14 protein-coding genes and 2 pseudogenes are annotated in these 15,866 nt (G+C 68.8%); 11 read left to right on the top strand and 5 right to left on the bottom strand.

All coding sequences use genetic code 11. From position 1 onward, the window contains the following. Positions 1-248: pseudogene (locus tag QZ433_RS05705) on the top strand (ATP-binding protein); the annotation flags it as partial. Continuing rightward, positions 245-1,279 carry a hypothetical protein gene (locus QZ433_RS05700; protein ID WP_295780627.1) on the top strand — a complete coding sequence of 345 codons (1,035 nt, stop codon included), beginning with the start codon at positions 245-247 and terminating at the stop codon, positions 1,277-1,279. The pseudogene QZ433_RS05705 and the gene QZ433_RS05700, both read left to right, overlap by 4 nt. Before the next feature lie 324 nt (positions 1,280-1,603). Here the strand turns inward: QZ433_RS05700 and QZ433_RS05695 are convergent, their stop codons facing one another. Then, positions 1,604-1,852, bottom strand: a complete 249-nt coding sequence (locus tag QZ433_RS05695) for an acyl-CoA carboxylase subunit epsilon (protein ID WP_295780624.1) — start codon at positions 1,850-1,852, stop codon at positions 1,604-1,606. Further along, complete coding sequence (locus QZ433_RS05690) at positions 1,849-3,447, bottom strand: acyl-CoA carboxylase subunit beta (protein ID WP_116536198.1); 1,599 nt, start codon at positions 3,445-3,447, stop codon at positions 1,849-1,851. The genes QZ433_RS05695 and QZ433_RS05690 overlap by 4 nt, the downstream gene beginning before the upstream one ends. A 150-nt stretch (positions 3,448-3,597) precedes the next feature. Between QZ433_RS05690 and QZ433_RS05685 the strand changes: the two genes are divergently transcribed. From QZ433_RS05685 to QZ433_RS05660, 6 genes are all read left to right on the top strand, one after another. After that, on the top strand, positions 3,598-4,380 hold the full coding sequence (locus QZ433_RS05685; protein WP_295780621.1) for a biotin--[acetyl-CoA-carboxylase] ligase: 783 nt from the start codon (positions 3,598-3,600) through the stop codon (positions 4,378-4,380). Positions 4,381-4,441: 61 nt separating this feature from the next. After that, on the top strand, positions 4,442-4,999 hold the full coding sequence (locus tag QZ433_RS05680) for a PH domain-containing protein (RefSeq protein ID WP_295780618.1): 558 nt from the start codon (positions 4,442-4,444) through the stop codon (positions 4,997-4,999). Positions 5,000-5,386: 387 nt separating this feature from the next. After that, positions 5,387-6,520, top strand: coding sequence for a 5-(carboxyamino)imidazole ribonucleotide synthase (locus QZ433_RS05675; protein WP_295780616.1), 1,134 nt, complete (start codon positions 5,387-5,389; stop codon positions 6,518-6,520). 107 nt (positions 6,521-6,627) lie between these two features. Beyond that, a complete protein-coding gene (gene purE, locus QZ433_RS05670; RefSeq protein ID WP_295780631.1) occupies positions 6,628-7,095 on the top strand; it encodes a 5-(carboxyamino)imidazole ribonucleotide mutase in 468 nt (155 codons plus the stop codon). After that, positions 7,092-8,555 carry an LCP family protein gene (locus QZ433_RS05665; RefSeq protein WP_295780614.1) on the top strand — a complete coding sequence of 488 codons (1,464 nt, stop codon included), beginning with the start codon at positions 7,092-7,094 and terminating at the stop codon, positions 8,553-8,555. Before purE ends, QZ433_RS05665 begins: the two co-directional genes overlap by 4 nt. Next, the gene (locus QZ433_RS05660) at positions 8,552-9,655 is read left to right on the top strand and encodes a glycosyl transferase (protein ID WP_295780612.1); all 1,104 of its coding nucleotides are present in this window, start codon (positions 8,552-8,554) and stop codon (positions 9,653-9,655) included. Before QZ433_RS05665 ends, QZ433_RS05660 begins: the two co-directional genes overlap by 4 nt. Before the next feature lie 31 nt (positions 9,656-9,686). On the opposite strand, the gene rfbB is transcribed toward QZ433_RS05660, so the two are convergent. The 3 genes from rfbB to QZ433_RS05645 all read right to left on the bottom strand — a co-directional run bounded on the left by rfbB (position 9,687) and on the right by QZ433_RS05645 (position 12,368). Then, positions 9,687-10,703, bottom strand: coding sequence for a dTDP-glucose 4,6-dehydratase (gene rfbB, locus QZ433_RS05655; protein ID WP_295780611.1), 1,017 nt, complete (start codon positions 10,701-10,703; stop codon positions 9,687-9,689). A 74-nt stretch (positions 10,704-10,777) separates the two neighbouring features. Further along, positions 10,778-11,497 carry an ABC transporter ATP-binding protein gene (locus QZ433_RS05650; protein ID WP_295780629.1) on the bottom strand — a complete coding sequence of 240 codons (720 nt, stop codon included), beginning with the start codon at positions 11,495-11,497 and terminating at the stop codon, positions 10,778-10,780. Between the two features lie 4 nt (positions 11,498-11,501). After that, complete coding sequence (locus QZ433_RS05645) at positions 11,502-12,368, bottom strand: ABC transporter permease (protein ID WP_295780608.1); 867 nt, start codon at positions 12,366-12,368, stop codon at positions 11,502-11,504. 171 nt (positions 12,369-12,539) lie between these two features. Between QZ433_RS05645 and QZ433_RS05640 the strand changes: the two genes are divergently transcribed. The 3 genes and pseudogenes from QZ433_RS05640 to QZ433_RS05630 form a co-directional block, all read left to right on the top strand. Then, positions 12,540-14,246: a glycosyltransferase gene (locus QZ433_RS05640; protein WP_295780605.1), complete on the top strand. Its 1,707-nt coding sequence runs from the start codon at positions 12,540-12,542 to the stop codon at positions 14,244-14,246. Next, positions 14,219-15,163 carry a glycosyltransferase family 2 protein gene (locus QZ433_RS05635; protein WP_295780603.1) on the top strand — a complete coding sequence of 315 codons (945 nt, stop codon included), beginning with the start codon at positions 14,219-14,221 and terminating at the stop codon, positions 15,161-15,163. Before QZ433_RS05640 ends, QZ433_RS05635 begins: the two co-directional genes overlap by 28 nt. Positions 15,164-15,249: 86 nt before the next feature. After that, positions 15,250-15,866, top strand: a pseudogene (locus QZ433_RS05630) (hypothetical protein); the annotation flags it as partial.

Raw genomic sequence — 15,866 nt, 5'->3', positions numbered from 1 at the left:
CCGTTCAGCACGCCGACGCGCAGGGTCTCACGGTGCAGCTGTCGGGTCACGCGGCGCCGGGTGGTGTCGCCGTGCGCGTGCGCGACACCGGTCCCGGGTTCGATGTCGCGGCGATCCCGCCCGATCGCCTCGGCATCCGTGGTTCCATCGATGCGCGGTTGGCCGCGGTCGGCGGGCGGAGCGAGATCGATTCGCAGGCCGGCGGGACCACGGTGACCCTCGAGTGGGAGAGCGGGGATCGCTGGTGACCGTCCGCTCGATCCTCTCCATCATAGGCCTCGCCTTCACGGCGTACCTCGCCGCGCGCGGCCTGATCTGGACGTCTCCCGAGACCGTCGAGCGCGGCTGGCTGATCGTCGCGGCACTGGTGCTGTACCTGCCGGTGACGTGGTTGTGGATCTTCGCGATCGGAGCGCGCGACCGCCGAGCCGAGGCCACGGCCACGACCCCGGCGATGCTGCCCGGCTGGGGCGTCGCCCTCGCCCTGATCGTCACTGTGGTGGTGTCCAACGCCCCGTTCCTCGCCGTGTCGGAGGCGGGCCGGACCCAGCCGTTCGTGACCTGGGTGATCGGGGCGATCGGTGCTCTCATGACGATCGTGATGGTGCGTCGGCGACCCGTCGTCGCCTGGGCGGGCATGGGCATCCTGACCGTGTCGACCTCGATCTGGCTCGGACCGCTGCAGGCGCTCAGCCTGGGGCTCGTGGGCTCGTTCGTCTGGGTGACCGCGGCGCAGTTGGTCACGCTCGCACTCGATCGTGCGGCTAGGGATGCCGAACGCCTCGCCGAGCTGCAGCAGGCGGCGTCCGCGTGGCAGGCGTCGCAGAGCGGTCGTCAGCGTGAGCGTCGACTGCACGTGCAGCGCGCGCTGCAGGCCGCGGGGCCGATTCTGGCCCGGACGATCGAGAATGGCGGCAATCTACGCGCGGCCGACAAGCAGGCCGCGCGCCGCGCCGAAGCGAGCCTGCGCGACGAACTTCGCGGCACGCGTCTGCTCGATGACGGCGTGCGCGCTGAGATCGACGCGGCCCGTCGTCGCGGTGCGGCCGTCAGCCTGTTCGACGAGGGCGGTCTCGAGGGTCTGGCCCTGTCGGATCTGGACGGCATCCGCAGCGAACTCGCTCGCATCCTTCGGGAGTCGGTGTCCGACCGTGTCATCATCCGCACGTCGCCGCATGACGAGATCGCCGTCACCGTCGTCGGACGCTCCGCGGCCGATGCCGCGGGCGCCGACGAGGACGACGTCGACCTCTGGCGCGAGATCCGCCGCCCGCGCTGACTCGTCTCTCGCGTTCGCGCTCTCTGCGCCCCGGTTCGCAGCGGGCCCGTTGGGGGCCAGACCCACCACCCCTGCGGTCCGGTGGTCCTCATCGACACAGGGGGGTGGGGGATCCGTCGACAAATACCGTTACCGCCGCAGGGGAGGTGGGGGTGAGGGGCGGCGTAGTCGCCAGCCCCTCACCCGGGTGGACGGTTACCCGAAAACCGTCCACGCGGTCGGAACCGGCTCGAGAGAGCGGACCGACCGAACGCGTGATGCGTTCCAGCTCCTCCAGTATTCGGCACCCGACCAGCGCCGTCTGTAGGTATTTCGGGGGACAGTTCAGCCGGTGAAGCCGTGCCAGCCGGCACCGCGGTCCAGGGGCGTGCGCAGGCCCCGCGCCGACAGCTCCCACCGTGAGCGGGGAGCGACATCGGGCACGGTCGCCTCGGCCACCTCGCGCACGTACGATTCGGTCACCACGACGATCGCCGCGGCCAGCTCCTCCTCGGTGGGCGTGCCGCGCACGACCTCCGCCACGACGGGCGGAAGGCCGGCGTCGGCCGCGACTTCGGGGCGGGCGTCGCTCACAGGGGGATGTTCCCGTGCTTCTTGGCGGGCAGGCTCGCGCGCTTGTTGCGCAGGGCGCGCAGAGCCTTGGCGATCGACACGCGCGTCTGCGCGGGCTCGATGATGCCGTCGAGCTCTCCGCGTTCGGCGGCGAGGAACGGGGATGCCACGTTGTAGGTGTACTCGTTCGCGAGCCGCGTGCGCACGGCGGCGACGTCTTCGCCGGCCTCTTCTGCGCGCTTGATCTCGCCGCGGTACAGGATGTTCACGGCGCCCTGGCCGCCCATGACGGCGATCTCGGCCGTGGGCCAGGCGAGGTTGATGTCGGCGCCCAGCTGCTTGGATCCCATGACGATGTACGCGCCGCCGTACGCCTTGCGCAGGATCACCGTCACCAGCGGGACGGTGGCCTCGGCGTAGGCGTAGAGCAGTTTCGCGCCGCGGCGGATGACACCGGTCCACTCCTGATCGGTGCCGGGGAGATACCCGGGCACGTCGACGAGCGTCACGATCGGGATCGAGAACGCGTCGCAGAAGCGGACGAAGCGGCTGGCCTTCTCGCCCGCGTCGATGTTGAGGGTGCCGGCCATCTGCGAGGGCTGGTTGGCGATGACCCCCACGGTGCGCCCCTCGATGCGGCCGAAGCCGATCACGATGTTCGGGGCGAACAGCGGCTGCACCTCGAGGAACTCCCCGGCGTCCACGATGCCCGCGATGACGGTGTGGATGTCGTAGGGCTGGTTGGGGGAGTCGGGGATGATCGTGTTCAGCGAGCGATCGGCATCCGTCGTCTCGAACTCGAACGGGGTGTCGTAGACGGGAATCTCGGCCAGGTTGTTGTCGGGCAGGTAGCCGATCAGGCCGCGCGCGTAGTCGATCGCGTCGTCCTCGTCGTCGGCGAGGTAGTGCGAGACGCCCGAGCGGGTGTTGTGCGTGTGGGCGCCGCCGAGCTCCTCCATGCCGACGTCCTCGCCGGTGACGGTCTTGATGACGTCGGGGCCGGTGACGAACATCTGACTGGTCTTGTCGACCATGATGACGAAGTCGGTGAGGGCGGGGGAGTACACCGCGCCGCCGGCAGCGGGTCCCATGATGATCGAGATCTGCGGGATCACGCCCGAGGCGGCGGTGTTGAGACGGAAGATCTCGCCGTACTTGCCGAGGGCGACGACGCCCTCCTGGATGCGGGCGCCGCCGGAGTCCAGGATGCCGATGATCGGGATGCCGCTGCGCAGCGCCAGCTCCATCACCTTGATGATCTTGTCGCCGGCGACCTCGCCGAGCGACCCGCCGAACGTGGAGAAGTCCTGCGCGTACACCGCGACCGTCCGGCCGTGGATGGTGCCGGTGCCCGTGACGACCGAGTCCCCGTAGGGACGTGACTTGTCCATGCCGAACGCGGTGGTGCGGTGGCGCACGTACTCGTCGAGCTCGACGAACGAGCCGGGGTCGACCAGCATCTCGAGGCGCTCGCGCGCGGTGAGCTTGCCCTTCGCGTGCTGCTTGTCGCGGGCGGTGGCTTCGGCGTCGACGACCGCCTCTTGGAACCTGTTGCGCAGGTCCGCGATCTTGCCGGCGGTGGTGTAGAGATCGGGCTGGTCGGTCACGCTTTCCACCCTAGCGACCGCACCGGCACCGACGTTGGAGGGTGCGCACAAGCCACAGGCGAGGGTGCTGTGGCATCCATCCATCGGAACACCCCCCGCGAGTCGCCCGCGGTCGGACGGGGGATGCCACGACCCGGCCGGGATGCCTAGGGTGTGCTCATGCCGATCCCCGCCACCGGATACCCGCGAGCCGCCGCCCACAGCCCCCGCGTCCAGGTCGTCGAGACCACCGACTCCACCAATGCGGACGTCGTGGCCGCCGTCACGGCCGACCCCGCGGGGTGGCCGCACCTCTCGCTGCTCGTGACCGACGACCAGCGCGCGGGGCGCGGCCGGCTCGACCGGTCGTGGACGGCTCCGGCCGGAACCGCTCTCGCCGTCTCGGTCGTGGTGGACGCCTCGGCGATCCCGATCGCCCTGCGCGGGTGGATCCCGTTGGTGGCGGGGGCGGCGATGACCACGGCGGTGCGCCGCCAACTGGCGGGACACGGCGCCGACGCGCAGCTGAAGTGGCCCAACGACGTGCTCGTGGACGGCGGCAAGATCTGCGGCATCCTCGCCGAAGCCGTCCCCGGTACGTTCGACACGGTCGTCGTGGGTGCGGGCGTGAACACGCGGATGACCCGCGCCGACCTGCCCGTGTCGACAGCGACCTCGTTCGCGGCCCTCGGCGTCGACTGCGACGACGACCGCCTGCTCGCCGACTACCTGGAGCACCTCGGTGACGCCGTCGCACTGCTCGCACGCGGCGAGGGCGAACGCGTGCACCGCGAGGTCGAGAAGCTGTGCGCGACCGTCGGCCGGCAGGTGACGGTGTCGATGCCCGACGGCTCGACGCTCGCCGGGACCGCCGTGCGTCTGGACGGCGACGGCCGACTCGTCGTGGACTCCGGCACGGTCGAGACCGTCGTGTCGGCGGGCGACGTGGTGCACGTGCGCTGACCCGCGACGCGCCGGGCGTGGCATCGGCTGACTCACGGCATCCGCACCGCACAATGAAGGGGTGAGTCAGCCGTCGAGCTCGATCGGGCGCCCGCGTATGCCGGCGCCGGGCACGGCGGCGCCCGAGTTGCGCATCGCGCGCCTGCGCGCCCACGCCCGGCGCCTGTTCTGGTCGGCCCTCGTGCTGATCGCGGTCTCTGGGGCCACGGCGTACTTCTACGACAACCTGCCCGCGCCGTTCGAGAACTGGATGCTGCTGAGCGCGGCGGGAGCCGTCGTGCTGCTGCTCGTCGTGGTGCCGTTCTTCGTCTGGCTCTCGCACACGTGGACCATCACCACGCGGCGCGTCATCGAGCGGTCGGGGCCCTTCGGCGGTACGCAGCGCGAGATCTCGCACGTCCGGGGCTACGCGATCCAGATGCGGCGCGGCATCCTGCAGCGTCTGTGGGGGGCGGGCTCGCTGACGCTGTCGAACGGCGTCGAGCCGCCGCTGCGCATGAAGAACATCCCGCACGCGGTGCTCGTGCACGAGACGCTGGTGGATCAGGTCGAGGTCAATCAGATCCTGGCGCACCGTGATTCGCAGACGTTCGGCTCGGGCGCGGTCGGCGGGTACTGACCCGCGTCCACGCCCGCGCGCTCCCCGCCCGGCCCACCGCCGCCTGCCGCGGTCGGGCTCCGTCCCCGCGGTCCGCGGGCCCTCGCGCGTCCGCCCGTGGCCACAACACAGGAGATCCGCGGCCTGCGTGCCGCTAGGGCTGCCCTAGGGCGACCGCGCGGCGTTCATCTCCTGCGTTGTGTCGCCGACGCGCCGCCGACCCCCCCGCCTCGACGCTCCCGGCTCGCGCGCCCGCGCGGCTCGCGCGCCCGCGCGGCGCCCAGCTCGCGCACCCGAGCGGCGCCCGGCTCGCGCACCCGAGCGGCGCCCGGCTCGCGCGCCCGCGCGGCGCCCGGCTCGCGCGCCCGCGCGAGCCCCGACAGAATGGATGCCGACGGAAAGAGCGGCATGGCGCTGCGAGTCGGAGTGGTCGGTGGCGGACAGCTGGCGCGGATGATGATCGCGCCCGCCGTGGAGCTCGGGGTCGAGATCCGCGTCCTGGCCGAGCAGGAGGGCATGTCGGCCGCGATCGCCGCGACGGCGGTGGGCGACTACCGCGACGCCGAGACCGTGCTCGCGTTCGCGCGCGACGTGGATGTGATCACCTTCGACCACGAGCACGTGCCGCAGGACGTGCTCGCCGCCCTCGTCGACGCGGGCGTGTCGGTGCACCCCGGCCCCGCGCCGCTGGGCGTCGCCCAGGACAAGCTGGTCATGCGCGCGAAGATGGCCGACCTCGGCCAGCCGCAGCCGGAATGGGCGGCCGTGTCCGACACCGCCGCGCTGCAGGACTTCCTCGACGCCCACGGCGGTCGCGGCGTGGTCAAGACGCCGCGCGGCGGCTACGACGGCAAGGGCGTCCGCGTGGTGTCCGCGGCGACCGAGGCGGACGACTGGTTCGCCGCCCTCGCCGAGGACGCCCACGGCGGCGCGCTTCTCGTGGAGGAGCTCGTGGACTTCACTCGCGAGCTGGCGCAGCAGGTCGCCCGTCGCCCGTCGGGCGAGGTGCGCGCCTACCCCGTCGTCGAGACGGTGCAGCGTGACGGCGTGTGCGCCGAGGTGGTCGCACCCGCCCCCCGCGCCGATGAGCGGGTGCAGCGCGTCGCGGCGCAGATCGGCGTGGCGGTGGCCGAGGGGCTCGGTGTCACGGGAATGCTCGCCGTCGAGCTGTTCCAGACGAGCGACGAGCGGATTCTCATCAACGAGCTCGCGATGCGCCCGCACAACAGCGGCCACTGGACCCAGGACGGCGCGGTGACCAGCCAGTTCGAGCAGCACCTGCGCGCGGTGCTCGACCTCCCCCTGGGAGCGACGGATGCCGTCGCCGACTGGACCGTGATGATCAACGTGCTCGGGGGGCCCGCCGAGGGCACGCTCGAAGAGCGTTTCGCCGGGGCGATGGCGGCCCACCCCGCGGCCAAGATCCACACCTACGGCAAGGCGCCGCGGCCCGGACGCAAGGTCGGGCACGTCAACGTCGTCGGCGACGACCTCGACGACGTGGTCTACGAGGGCCGCGCGGCGGCCGCATTCTTCGATTGACCGGATGCCGAGAGCGCGCCGCTCCGCGATCTTCCAGCGAGCCGCTCTAGCCTGGACCGGTGACCCGGCCGCTGCATTCCTCCGAGACGCCCGTGGTCGGCGTCGTCATGGGCTCCGATTCCGACTGGCGCGTGATGAACGATGCCTCCCAGGTGCTGACGGAGTTCGGCATCCCGCACGAGGTCGAGGTGGTGTCGGCTCACCGCACGCCCGACAAGCTCGTGCGGTACGGGCGCGAGGCGCGTGGTCGCGGTTTGCGGGCGATCATCGCCGGCGCCGGGGGAGCCGCGCACCTGCCGGGGATGTTGGCATCCGTCACCGCTCTTCCGGTGATCGGCGTGCCGGTGCAGCTGGCCACGCTGGACGGGCTCGACTCGCTGCTGAGCATCGTGCAGATGCCCGCGGGCATCCCCGTCGCGACGGTGTCGATCAACGGCGCCAAGAACGCGGGGCTGCTCGCCGCACGGATCCTCGGCAGCGCCGACGACGTGCTCGCCGAGAGGGTCGAGGCGTACGCCCGCGACCTCGAAGGTCAGGTGGAGGAGAAGAACCGACGGCTGAAGGAGTCCCTGTGACCCTCGCCGCCGCGCGCCCGCGCGCGCAGGCTCCGCTCGTGGAGTCACGTCCGCTGCGTCATCCGGATGCCACCTCCGCCGCCGTCATGACGCGCCGCGGGTGGTGGCTCGTCGTGCTCAACTTCGTCCTGCCCGGTTCGGCGCAGGTGCTCGCCGGCAACCGTCGCCTGGGTCGCTTCGGTCTCGGCGCGACGCTGGCGATGTGGACCGTGCTGATCCTCGCGGGGGCCACCGCGCTGCTCTCCCCGAGTGTCCTGTTCGCGATCGCGACGGGGTCGTTCGTCCCGGAGTTCCTGTCGTGGTTCCGGCCGCTGCCGCTGACGATCGTGCAGATCGCCCTGATCGGCTACCTGGTGCTGTGGATCGTGCTGACCATCGACACGCTGCGACTCGTCCGCCTGGTCCGCGTCGGCGCGATCTCGCGGTTCGCGATGGTCATCGTCTCGGTCGGTCTGCTCGTGCTGTCGGGCTCCGGTGCGGCCTGGGCCGCCCAGGCCGCGGGCACCACACGCGACGCGTTCGCGGAGCTGTTCGGCGAGTCCGCGCCCGTCGTGCCGCCGTCCGACGGGTACTACAACATCCTCCTGCTGGGTGCCGATTCCGGCGAGGGACGCGACTCGATGCGTTTCGACAGCATCTCGGTCGTCTCGATCAACGCCGACACCGGTGCGACGACGATCACCGGCATCCCGCGCGACATGCCGCACTTCCCCTTCGCCCCGGGTCCCATGCAGGACGAGTACCCGAACGGTCACACCGGCTACGCCAACGCCACCTGCGGGTGGGGGAGCGGCATCAACCAGCTGCGCACCGAGGTCGAGGTGTGCCAGGACGGCAACAAGCTTTACCCGAACGCGGTGTCGCAGGGTTCGGAGCCGGGCATCGAGGCGACGAAGGATGCCGCCGAGGGCATCATGGGCATCCAGATCCCGTACTACGTGCTCATCGACATGAAGGGCTTCGCCGACCTGGTGGACGCGCTCGGCGGCGTCGAGATCGACGTCAAGGAACGTCTGCCCAAGGGCGGGCCCGCCTACGACGGGCAGCCCGTCGACGACTGGGCGTTCGGCTGGGTCGAGGCCGGGCAGCAGCACATGGACGGCGACACCGCCCAGTGGTACGCGCGGTCGCGCTACACGACCAGCGACTTCGACCGCATGCGCCGCCAGCGTGAGCTGCAAGAGGCGATCCTCGCCCAGACCACCCCGCAGAACGTGCTGGCGCACTTCCAAGAGGTCGCCGCCGCCGGGACCAACATCGTCGAGACCGATCTGCCGCAGGGCCTGATCGCCCCGACCCTGGTCAATCTCGCCCTCAAGGCAAAGGATCAGCCGGTGCAGACCCTGGAGCTCACCCCCGAGGGCGGCGTCGACGAGTTCGAACCCGACTACGACCAGGTGAAGCAGATGGTGAAAGACAAGCTGCACCCGCCGACCGAGACGGAGGCGCCGGCTCCGTGACCGTGACCCTGCGCGTCGTCCTCGACCAGCTCGTCGCCCCGACCTCGCTCGACCTGGCCGAGGCCTCGGCATCCCTCACCGAAGCCCTCATCGCGACCGCCCCGCGCGGCTGCGACGTGGCCGCGATCGTGCCGTCGCCGGGGATTCCCGACGACCAGGCCGTGGCCGGACTGAGCTCCGAGACGCGGCTGTCGATGCGTCGGCGCGAGCTCGCGGCATCCTGGCAGCTGGGGGTGGCCCCCGGGATCGGCAAGGGACTCATCCACTCGCCCACGCCGCTCGCGCCCCTCGTCCGCCACGACCGGGTCAACGAGACCCACCAGATCGTCGCGACCCTCTGGGACCTGCGAGCCTTCGAGACCCCGGACGAGCTCACGAAGCCCGAGCTGCTCGCCGCGCGCGCCCTGCTCTCGCGCGTCGCGCGTCACGCCGACGCGGTCATCGTGCCCACCCACGCCATGGCGGCACGCCTGGGCGAGGTGGCCAAGGCCAAGCTGGTCAAGAAGGTGCGCGTCATCAGTGGCGCCCCCGCGGCGGGTCTGCGGGTGCCCTCGGATGCCGTCGGCCGGCTGCGCGCCCTCGACCTTCCGGCCACGTCGGTCGTCCTCGCCGGCGGCGCCGCCGAGTCCGATGGCCTGCTCGCCGGATTCACCGCGGTCGTGGCCGCGGGCTGGGACGGCGATGTCGTCGTGCTCGACGTGCCCGAGGGCGAGGAACCCGCGGTCGTCGACATCGCCGCGGCCGCTGGACTGAGCGAGTCCCGGGTGCACTCTCGCGGCGCCCTGGACCGCTGGGATCGCGCCGCCGTGCTCTCGCACGCCGCGGCCTTCGTCGCCTCGAGCGCGCGCACCGACTGGCCCTGGCGCGCCGTCGATGCCCTGGCGATCGGCGTGCCCATCGCCGCGGTCGACACCCCCGTGCATCACGAGGTTCTCGCCGACGCCGCAGCCTTCGCCCCCGCCGCGGAGCTCGACACCGCTCTCTCTCGGGCGCTGGGGACGGATGCCGAGCGCCTCCGCGTCCTGGCGGGGGACCGGGCGAAGGGGTTCCTGTGGAGCGCCGCGGCGGAGCGGGTGTGGGCGCTGCACGCGGAGCTGTGAGTCGGTTGTCTCGAGACTGCGGGCACGCCGCTCAGGAGCCGTCCGAACGGGTGTTCTCCCGCTCTCCGTAGGCGGCTTCCACGGCGTCTTTACCCGGACCCCACCATGATTCGTTGCGGCGGTACCAGTCGATGGTCGAGCTCAACCCGGCTTCGAGGTCGTCGTGCTGGGGAGTCCACTGCAGAGTGGAACGCAGTTTGGATGAGTCGATCGCATAGCGAGCATCGTGTCCGGGCCGATCCGCTACCTGATCGAAATAGTCGTCTGCCCGATCCATCAGCTTCAGGATCATGCGCAGGACGGAGATGTTCTCGCGCTCGACACCGGTCCCGACCAGATAGGTTTCGCCGATCGTACCGCGCTCGAGGATCGTCAGAACCGCACGGGAGTGGTCCTCGACGTGCAGCCACTCGCGAACGTTGAGACCGTCCCCGTAGACCTTGGGGCGGGTGCCGCGCAGGATGTTCGTGATCTGGCGCGGAATGAACTTCTCGACGTGCTGGAACGGGCCGTAGATGTTGCAGCTATTGCTGATGGTGGCACGGAGGTCGAAGGATCGCGACCACGCCCGGACCAGAAGATCCGCGCCTGCTTTGGTGCCGCTGTACGGCGACGACGGATTGAAAGGGCTCAGTTCCGAGAAACGAGCGCGGCTTCCGAGAGGCAGATCACCGAACACCTCGTCGGTGGAGACGTGGTGGAGACGCGTGCCGTAGGCGCGAGCCGCCTCGAGCACGGTGTAGGTGCCGAGGATATTGGTACGCACGAACGGATCGGGCTCGTGAAGTGAGTTGTCGTTGTGCGATTCGGCCGCGAAGTGGACGATGGCGTCGACATCAGCGACGAGGGAATGCACGACCTCGGCATCCGCCACGTCGCCCACGACGAGTCGGCATCTCTCCGGCTCCAGGCCCGATAGAGATGCTCGGCTCGCCGCGTATGTCAGTTTGTCGAGGATCGTCACCCGGTAGGGGGTCGTTTCCATCACGTGACGGACGAAGTTCGATCCCACGAAGCCTGCGCCACCGGTTACGAGAAGATGTTCCACACGTCCCCTTCTTGTGCGATCGCGCGGAGGTTCGTCGGTTGCAGCGGAAGCAGCGTCGATCGTCGGCGGGGACGTCAGCTGCGCATGTGGGCGACGGCTTCTTTGCTGTCGCCGTCGAAGACGGCGCGTCCCTCGCGCATGAGGATCCCTCGTTCGCAGAGGTCCGACACCATGTCGAGATCATGGCTGACCACGACCAGGGTTTTGCCCTGGGCGTGCAGATCCCTGATGCGGGCGATGCACTTCTGTTGGAAGGGTTCGTCACCGACGGAGAGAATCTCGTCGATCAGGAGCACGTCGACCTCGGTATGAATCGCCACGGAGAACGCGAGGCGCAGGAACATTCCCGAGGAGTAGTGCTTGACCTCGGTGTCGATGAACTTCTCGATCTCGCTGAATGCGACGATGTCGTCGTAACGTTCCTCGATCTCCTGCTTGGTCATGCCGAGTATCGCCGCGTTGAGGAAGATGTTCTCCCGTCCGGACAGGTCCGGGTGGAATCCGGCACCCACCTCGATGAGACCGGCGACGCGTCCGCGGGTGAGCACCCGACCCTCGTTGGGCTGCAGGACTCCGGAAATCAGCTTGAGCATCGTCGACTTCCCGGATCCGTTGAGGCCGAGGAGCGCCACCGATTCACCCTGTTCGATGCGGAACGAGACACCGTTCAAGGCGTGGAAATCGGTCGTGAGAGGCTTCCGGCGCACCGCCGCGAGAAAGGTTTCCTTGATGGAATGGGTGTGACGGAGGGTGAAATCCTTGCGCACATCCTCGACGAGGATGCTGGGCGCGATCACGTCAGAGGTCCTGGGCAAAACGCCCCTCCAATCGACGGAAGACGATCTGACCGACGATCAGAGCGATGAGGGCGGTGATGGCCGCGATCCCCGCGGAGAGGGGAAGCGCGGGCATGACCTCGGCGCCGGCCGGGTTCAGAGGGAACCAGATGCCGTAGTGGAACAGTTCGACGGCCGCGGTGAGCGGATTGAGGCGATAGATGTCGAAGACCCAGGCCGGTGTCTCGTTGGCGACCATGTGCCACTGGTACATCACGGGGGAGGCCCACACGGCGCACATGGCGATGATCTCGACGAAGCTCTGCGCGTCCCTGAAGGTGACGTTGATGGAGCCGAACAGGAGGCTCAGACCGGTCGCGAGGACGCCGACGATGACGATCGCGAGGAGGATGGCCCCGACCTGGAGGATGGACGGGGCCCAGCCGAACAGAAGTGCGATCCCGACGAGAACGAGGATCTGGGGGAGCGTGTTCACGATCGCGATCAGCATGCTCGCGACCGGGAACATTTCGCGCGGAAGATAGATCTTCTTGATCAGCGCCGCATTGTCAACCAGGGAGCGCGTCCCATTGGAGAAGGCCTCGATGAAGAAGGTGACCACCGTGATGCCCGCGAGGAGGTAAAGCGGGAAGTACTCGACCTGACGGTTCTGGCCGAGGAAGACGCCGATGGCGAAATAGAAGACGGCGAACTGGACGAGCGGCTTGACGTAGGACCAGAGCCACCCGAGGACGGAACCCCGATAGCGGATCTGAACCTCTTTGCGGACGATCAACGAGAGCAGATAGCGTCGGCGCATAACGTCGAGCAGACCACCTCGCGACCCAGGACTGGTCATCGTCCCGAAAGCGGGGGCAGGTTCGTGCATACAGGAAACGTCCTTCTCGGGAGTGCTCCGTCGAGCAGCGTCGATCATATCCGTCCCCGATGTGTGCCCGGCTCGACCCGCGCCGACCCTCCTCGCCCGACCAGGGGCGACTTCGGCTGGATGGTAGCCTTTTCCGGTCCTCGGACGACCTCAGGGATGGATACAGATTTGGTGAAGAACGCGACGACTGCCTCCGTCTTCGGGTACCCGGCGCTCTTCGAGCTCGTCGACGGTTCTCAGGTGCCCCCTCTCAGCTCGAGGGAGAGCCGGATCCTGGTGGGGGCCGTCAACTTCCACTCCGCGGTCGCCCCCGGGCGCGTCCTGCGCTTTCACGTCTACGACGGCGACGACGAGCTCACTCCGCGTACCTCGGACGACAGGACGTTCGACGGCCGCAGCAGAATCTTCCGCAAGCGGCTCTTCAGCTTCACCGCGCGCGGCTTCGGCGACGCCGCCGGCATCGACGGCTCAGCTCGATGGATCGAGTTGGTGGGTCGCCCGGACCGGCACATCTACATCTCGCCGGACGCCGTGCTGGAGAAGGATCCTCGACGCTGGGAGCCGAGAGACCTTCTTCGGAAAGCCGCTCGGCGGGTCCGCGCGGCCGCCCCTCTCATGTACGACGAACTGCGCGATCTCGAGCTGCGCCGTCACAAGAGGGTGCTCACCCGACCTGCGGAGAGGCGATCCTATCTCAGCGAGTTCGAACCGGGCGGTCAGCACGAGGACGACGTCTTCGTCCCCGCCGGACCCGCGGCGGCGGACGCGCCGCCGGCCGTGCTGATCGGCGTGCACTGGTTCGAACTCGGCGGGGCTGAACGATGGGCTTTCGAGACGGTACGGGCCGTCCGGGAGGCGGGGATGCTTCCGGTCGTCCTCTCCAGTGTGGATTCGCATCACCCCTTCATCGACCGCGCCGAGCTGGACGGCGCCCTCGTCATCCCCTTCTCCGAGCCGACGGCGACATCTCAGCCGCCGGGGCAGGAGCCGCTGCTGCGGATGCTCCTCGAACACTTCGATTTCCGGGGTGTGGTCGTCCACCACAACCAATGGCTCTACGATCGGCTGCCCTTCATCGCGATCTCGCGACCGGGCATTCCGATCGTCGACTCGACGCACATCGTCGAGCACCGGGGCGGCGGGTATGCGATGAGCGCGGTCCTCGCCGACGACTACATCACGACCCACCACGTCATCTCTCCGGCGCTCAAGCGTTGGATGACGAACGTGCAGCACGTCGCTCCCGAAAAGGTGCTCATGGCTCCACTGATCGGTCTGACAGCGGACGCGACCGAGCGGGCCTTCCGTGAGCCGGAGGGTGACCGTCCCTTCACCGTCGCCTTCGTCGGGCGGATGGCGCGGCAGAAAGCCCCGGAGATCTTCGTCGAAGCGGCTCGCGTGGTGCACCGCGCCGATCCGGAGATCCGCTTCATCGTGCACGGTGACGGCGAGCACCAGGGGTGGATGAGCGACCTCATCGACCGCGGCGGCCTCCGCGAGGCCGTCATTCGACGCACATCTGGCGTCTCTGTCGCCCAGACGATGGCGGAAGCCGATCTCCTCGTCGTGACCTCGGCGAACGAAGGATTGACTCTGACGACTCTCGAGGCACTCGCGCACGGGCTGCCCGTCGTCTCGACCGATGTCGGTGCTCAGTCCGACATCATTCCCGCGGAGGGCCTCGTTCCCGCCAATCCTCACCGTGCGGTCACCTCGACGGCCGCGAAGATCCTCGCGCTCTCACAGGATGTCGACGCCCGCCGGCGACTGTGGCAGGCCGAGGTCGTCCTGGAACGCGCTCTGCTCGCGGAGACCCCTGCCTCCGCCTGGTTCGAAAGGTTGGTGAAGGAATGGTCGATGTCGCCGCAGTCGTCGTGACCTTCAATCGTCTCGAAAAGCTCAAAACCGTCCTGGCCCACGTGGAGGCCCAGACCCTCGCACCTGCCCGTCTCATCGTGATCGACAATGCGTCGACCGATGGTACGGCCGCATACCTCGACGAGCGAGAATTCTCGGTGCCGTTCGAGGTGGTGCATCTCCCGACCAACACCGGCGGTGCCGGTGGGTTCGCGGAGGGCATGCTGCGGGGCTACACAGGCGGCGCCGACCACGTCTGGATCATGGACGACGACTGCTACCCGAAGCCGGACGCTCTGGCGAATCTGGTCCGCGGGCTCGACGAGGCGGTGGCGGAACTCGGTGGTGACGTCCCCTTCGCCTGCTCCGTCGTCGAGTTCATCGACGGCTCCATCTGCGAGATGAACAATCCCGTCCCCACGTGGGATTGGGGGCGCCTGCTCGTGAAGGGCCAGAAGAACGTCATGGTGAGCGCCTGCTCGTTCGTGTCCGTCCTCATCCCCCGGTGGGCGATCGCTGAGTACGGTCTGCCCTATCGGGACTACTTCATCTGGTTCGACGACCGCGAATACACCTTGCGTCTGACTCGCCGGTGTCCGGGGGTCCAGGTCATGGACAGCACCGTCGTGCACGACATGGGGGAGAACCGCGGCGTCAATTTCGCCATGGTCACGAAACCTTCGCTCTGGAAATTCGCGCACGGGGTCCGCAACGAAGCCTCGTATCAGTTGCATCACCGAGGACTCCTGTATTTCCTCGAGTTCGGTGCGCGGCTTTTCGTAAGCCTGCACCGCGGACGCGTGGCCCTCCCGCTCCGCGTCGCCCTGCTGCGAAAGTGGATCTCGGGCATTGCTTTCAACCCGAGTCTTGAATATCCCGATCGCGTTCGTGAGAAGGATTCTTCGCAGCCCCTGCCTGTGGTGCGCACGGGAATCTGACCGGCCGAGGCGGCGGGAAGCGTGGCATTTCGACGCGTCGTGGCGCAAGTGTTTTCTTCAGCCGTAACTTCCGTCACACTGATCACATGCGTCTCCGCCTGCCGGCACTTCTTCGTGGCTTCGCCATGGCCGCCATCGCCCTCGTTGTCGCGGGTGGTTTCACGGGGGTCCTGACCGACGCCGCACGAGCCGCAGACGGGGCCCCGAGCGCCGCGGTGTCACCGACGGCGACGCGCGGGCTTTCGCCCCTCATGCTGCCCCGGGCGGATCTGAGCCTGTTCGATCCCGGCAACATCATCAGCGATCCCATCTTCTTCGACGCGAACTCGATGACGGAGAACGACGTCCAGCGCTTCCTGGAGGCACGGGTGCCGTCCTGCGCGAAGGGGTACACCTGCCTGCGCGACTGGCGCGACGATTCGCGCACCACGACCGCGGACGCGATGTGCGGCGCCTACCGTGGCGCGGCCCAGGAGCGGGCATCCACCATCATCTTCAAGGTGGCGCAGGCGTGTGGCATCAGTCCGAAGGTCATTATCGTCACGCTCCAGAAGGAACAAGGTCTGGTCACGTCGACGGCGCCCGCGAGCTCGCGATTCACCATCGCCATGGGCCAGGGATGCCCGGACACGGCTGAATGCGACACGAGGTACTACGGCTTCTTCAACCAGGTCTATGGGGCGGCATGGCAGTTCAAGCGCTA

The organism is uncultured Microbacterium sp., assembly GCF_913776565.1.
Classification (GTDB): Bacteria; Actinomycetota; Actinomycetes; order Actinomycetales; family Microbacteriaceae; genus Microbacterium.
Note: the sequence above shows the minus strand (reverse complement) of the source record. Positions and strands in the feature narration are given on the sequence as shown.

Bases quoted from the DNA above. Each gene is read 5' to 3' on its own strand.
- QZ433_RS05685 (WP_295780621.1), top strand. From the start codon at position 3,598: ATGCCGATCCCCGCCACCGGATACCCGCGAGCCGCCGCCCACAGCCCC.
- QZ433_RS05675 (WP_295780616.1), top strand. From the start codon at position 5,387: ATGGCGCTGCGAGTCGGAGTGGTCGGTGGCGGACAGCTGGCGCGGATG.
- purE (WP_295780631.1), top strand. From the start codon at position 6,628: ATGGGCTCCGATTCCGACTGGCGCGTGATGAACGATGCCTCCCAGGTG.
- QZ433_RS05645 (WP_295780608.1), bottom strand. From the start codon at position 12,368: ATGCACGAACCTGCCCCCGCTTTCGGGACGATGACCAGTCCTGGGTCG.
- QZ433_RS05635 (WP_295780603.1), top strand. From the start codon at position 14,219: ATGGTCGATGTCGCCGCAGTCGTCGTGACCTTCAATCGTCTCGAAAAG.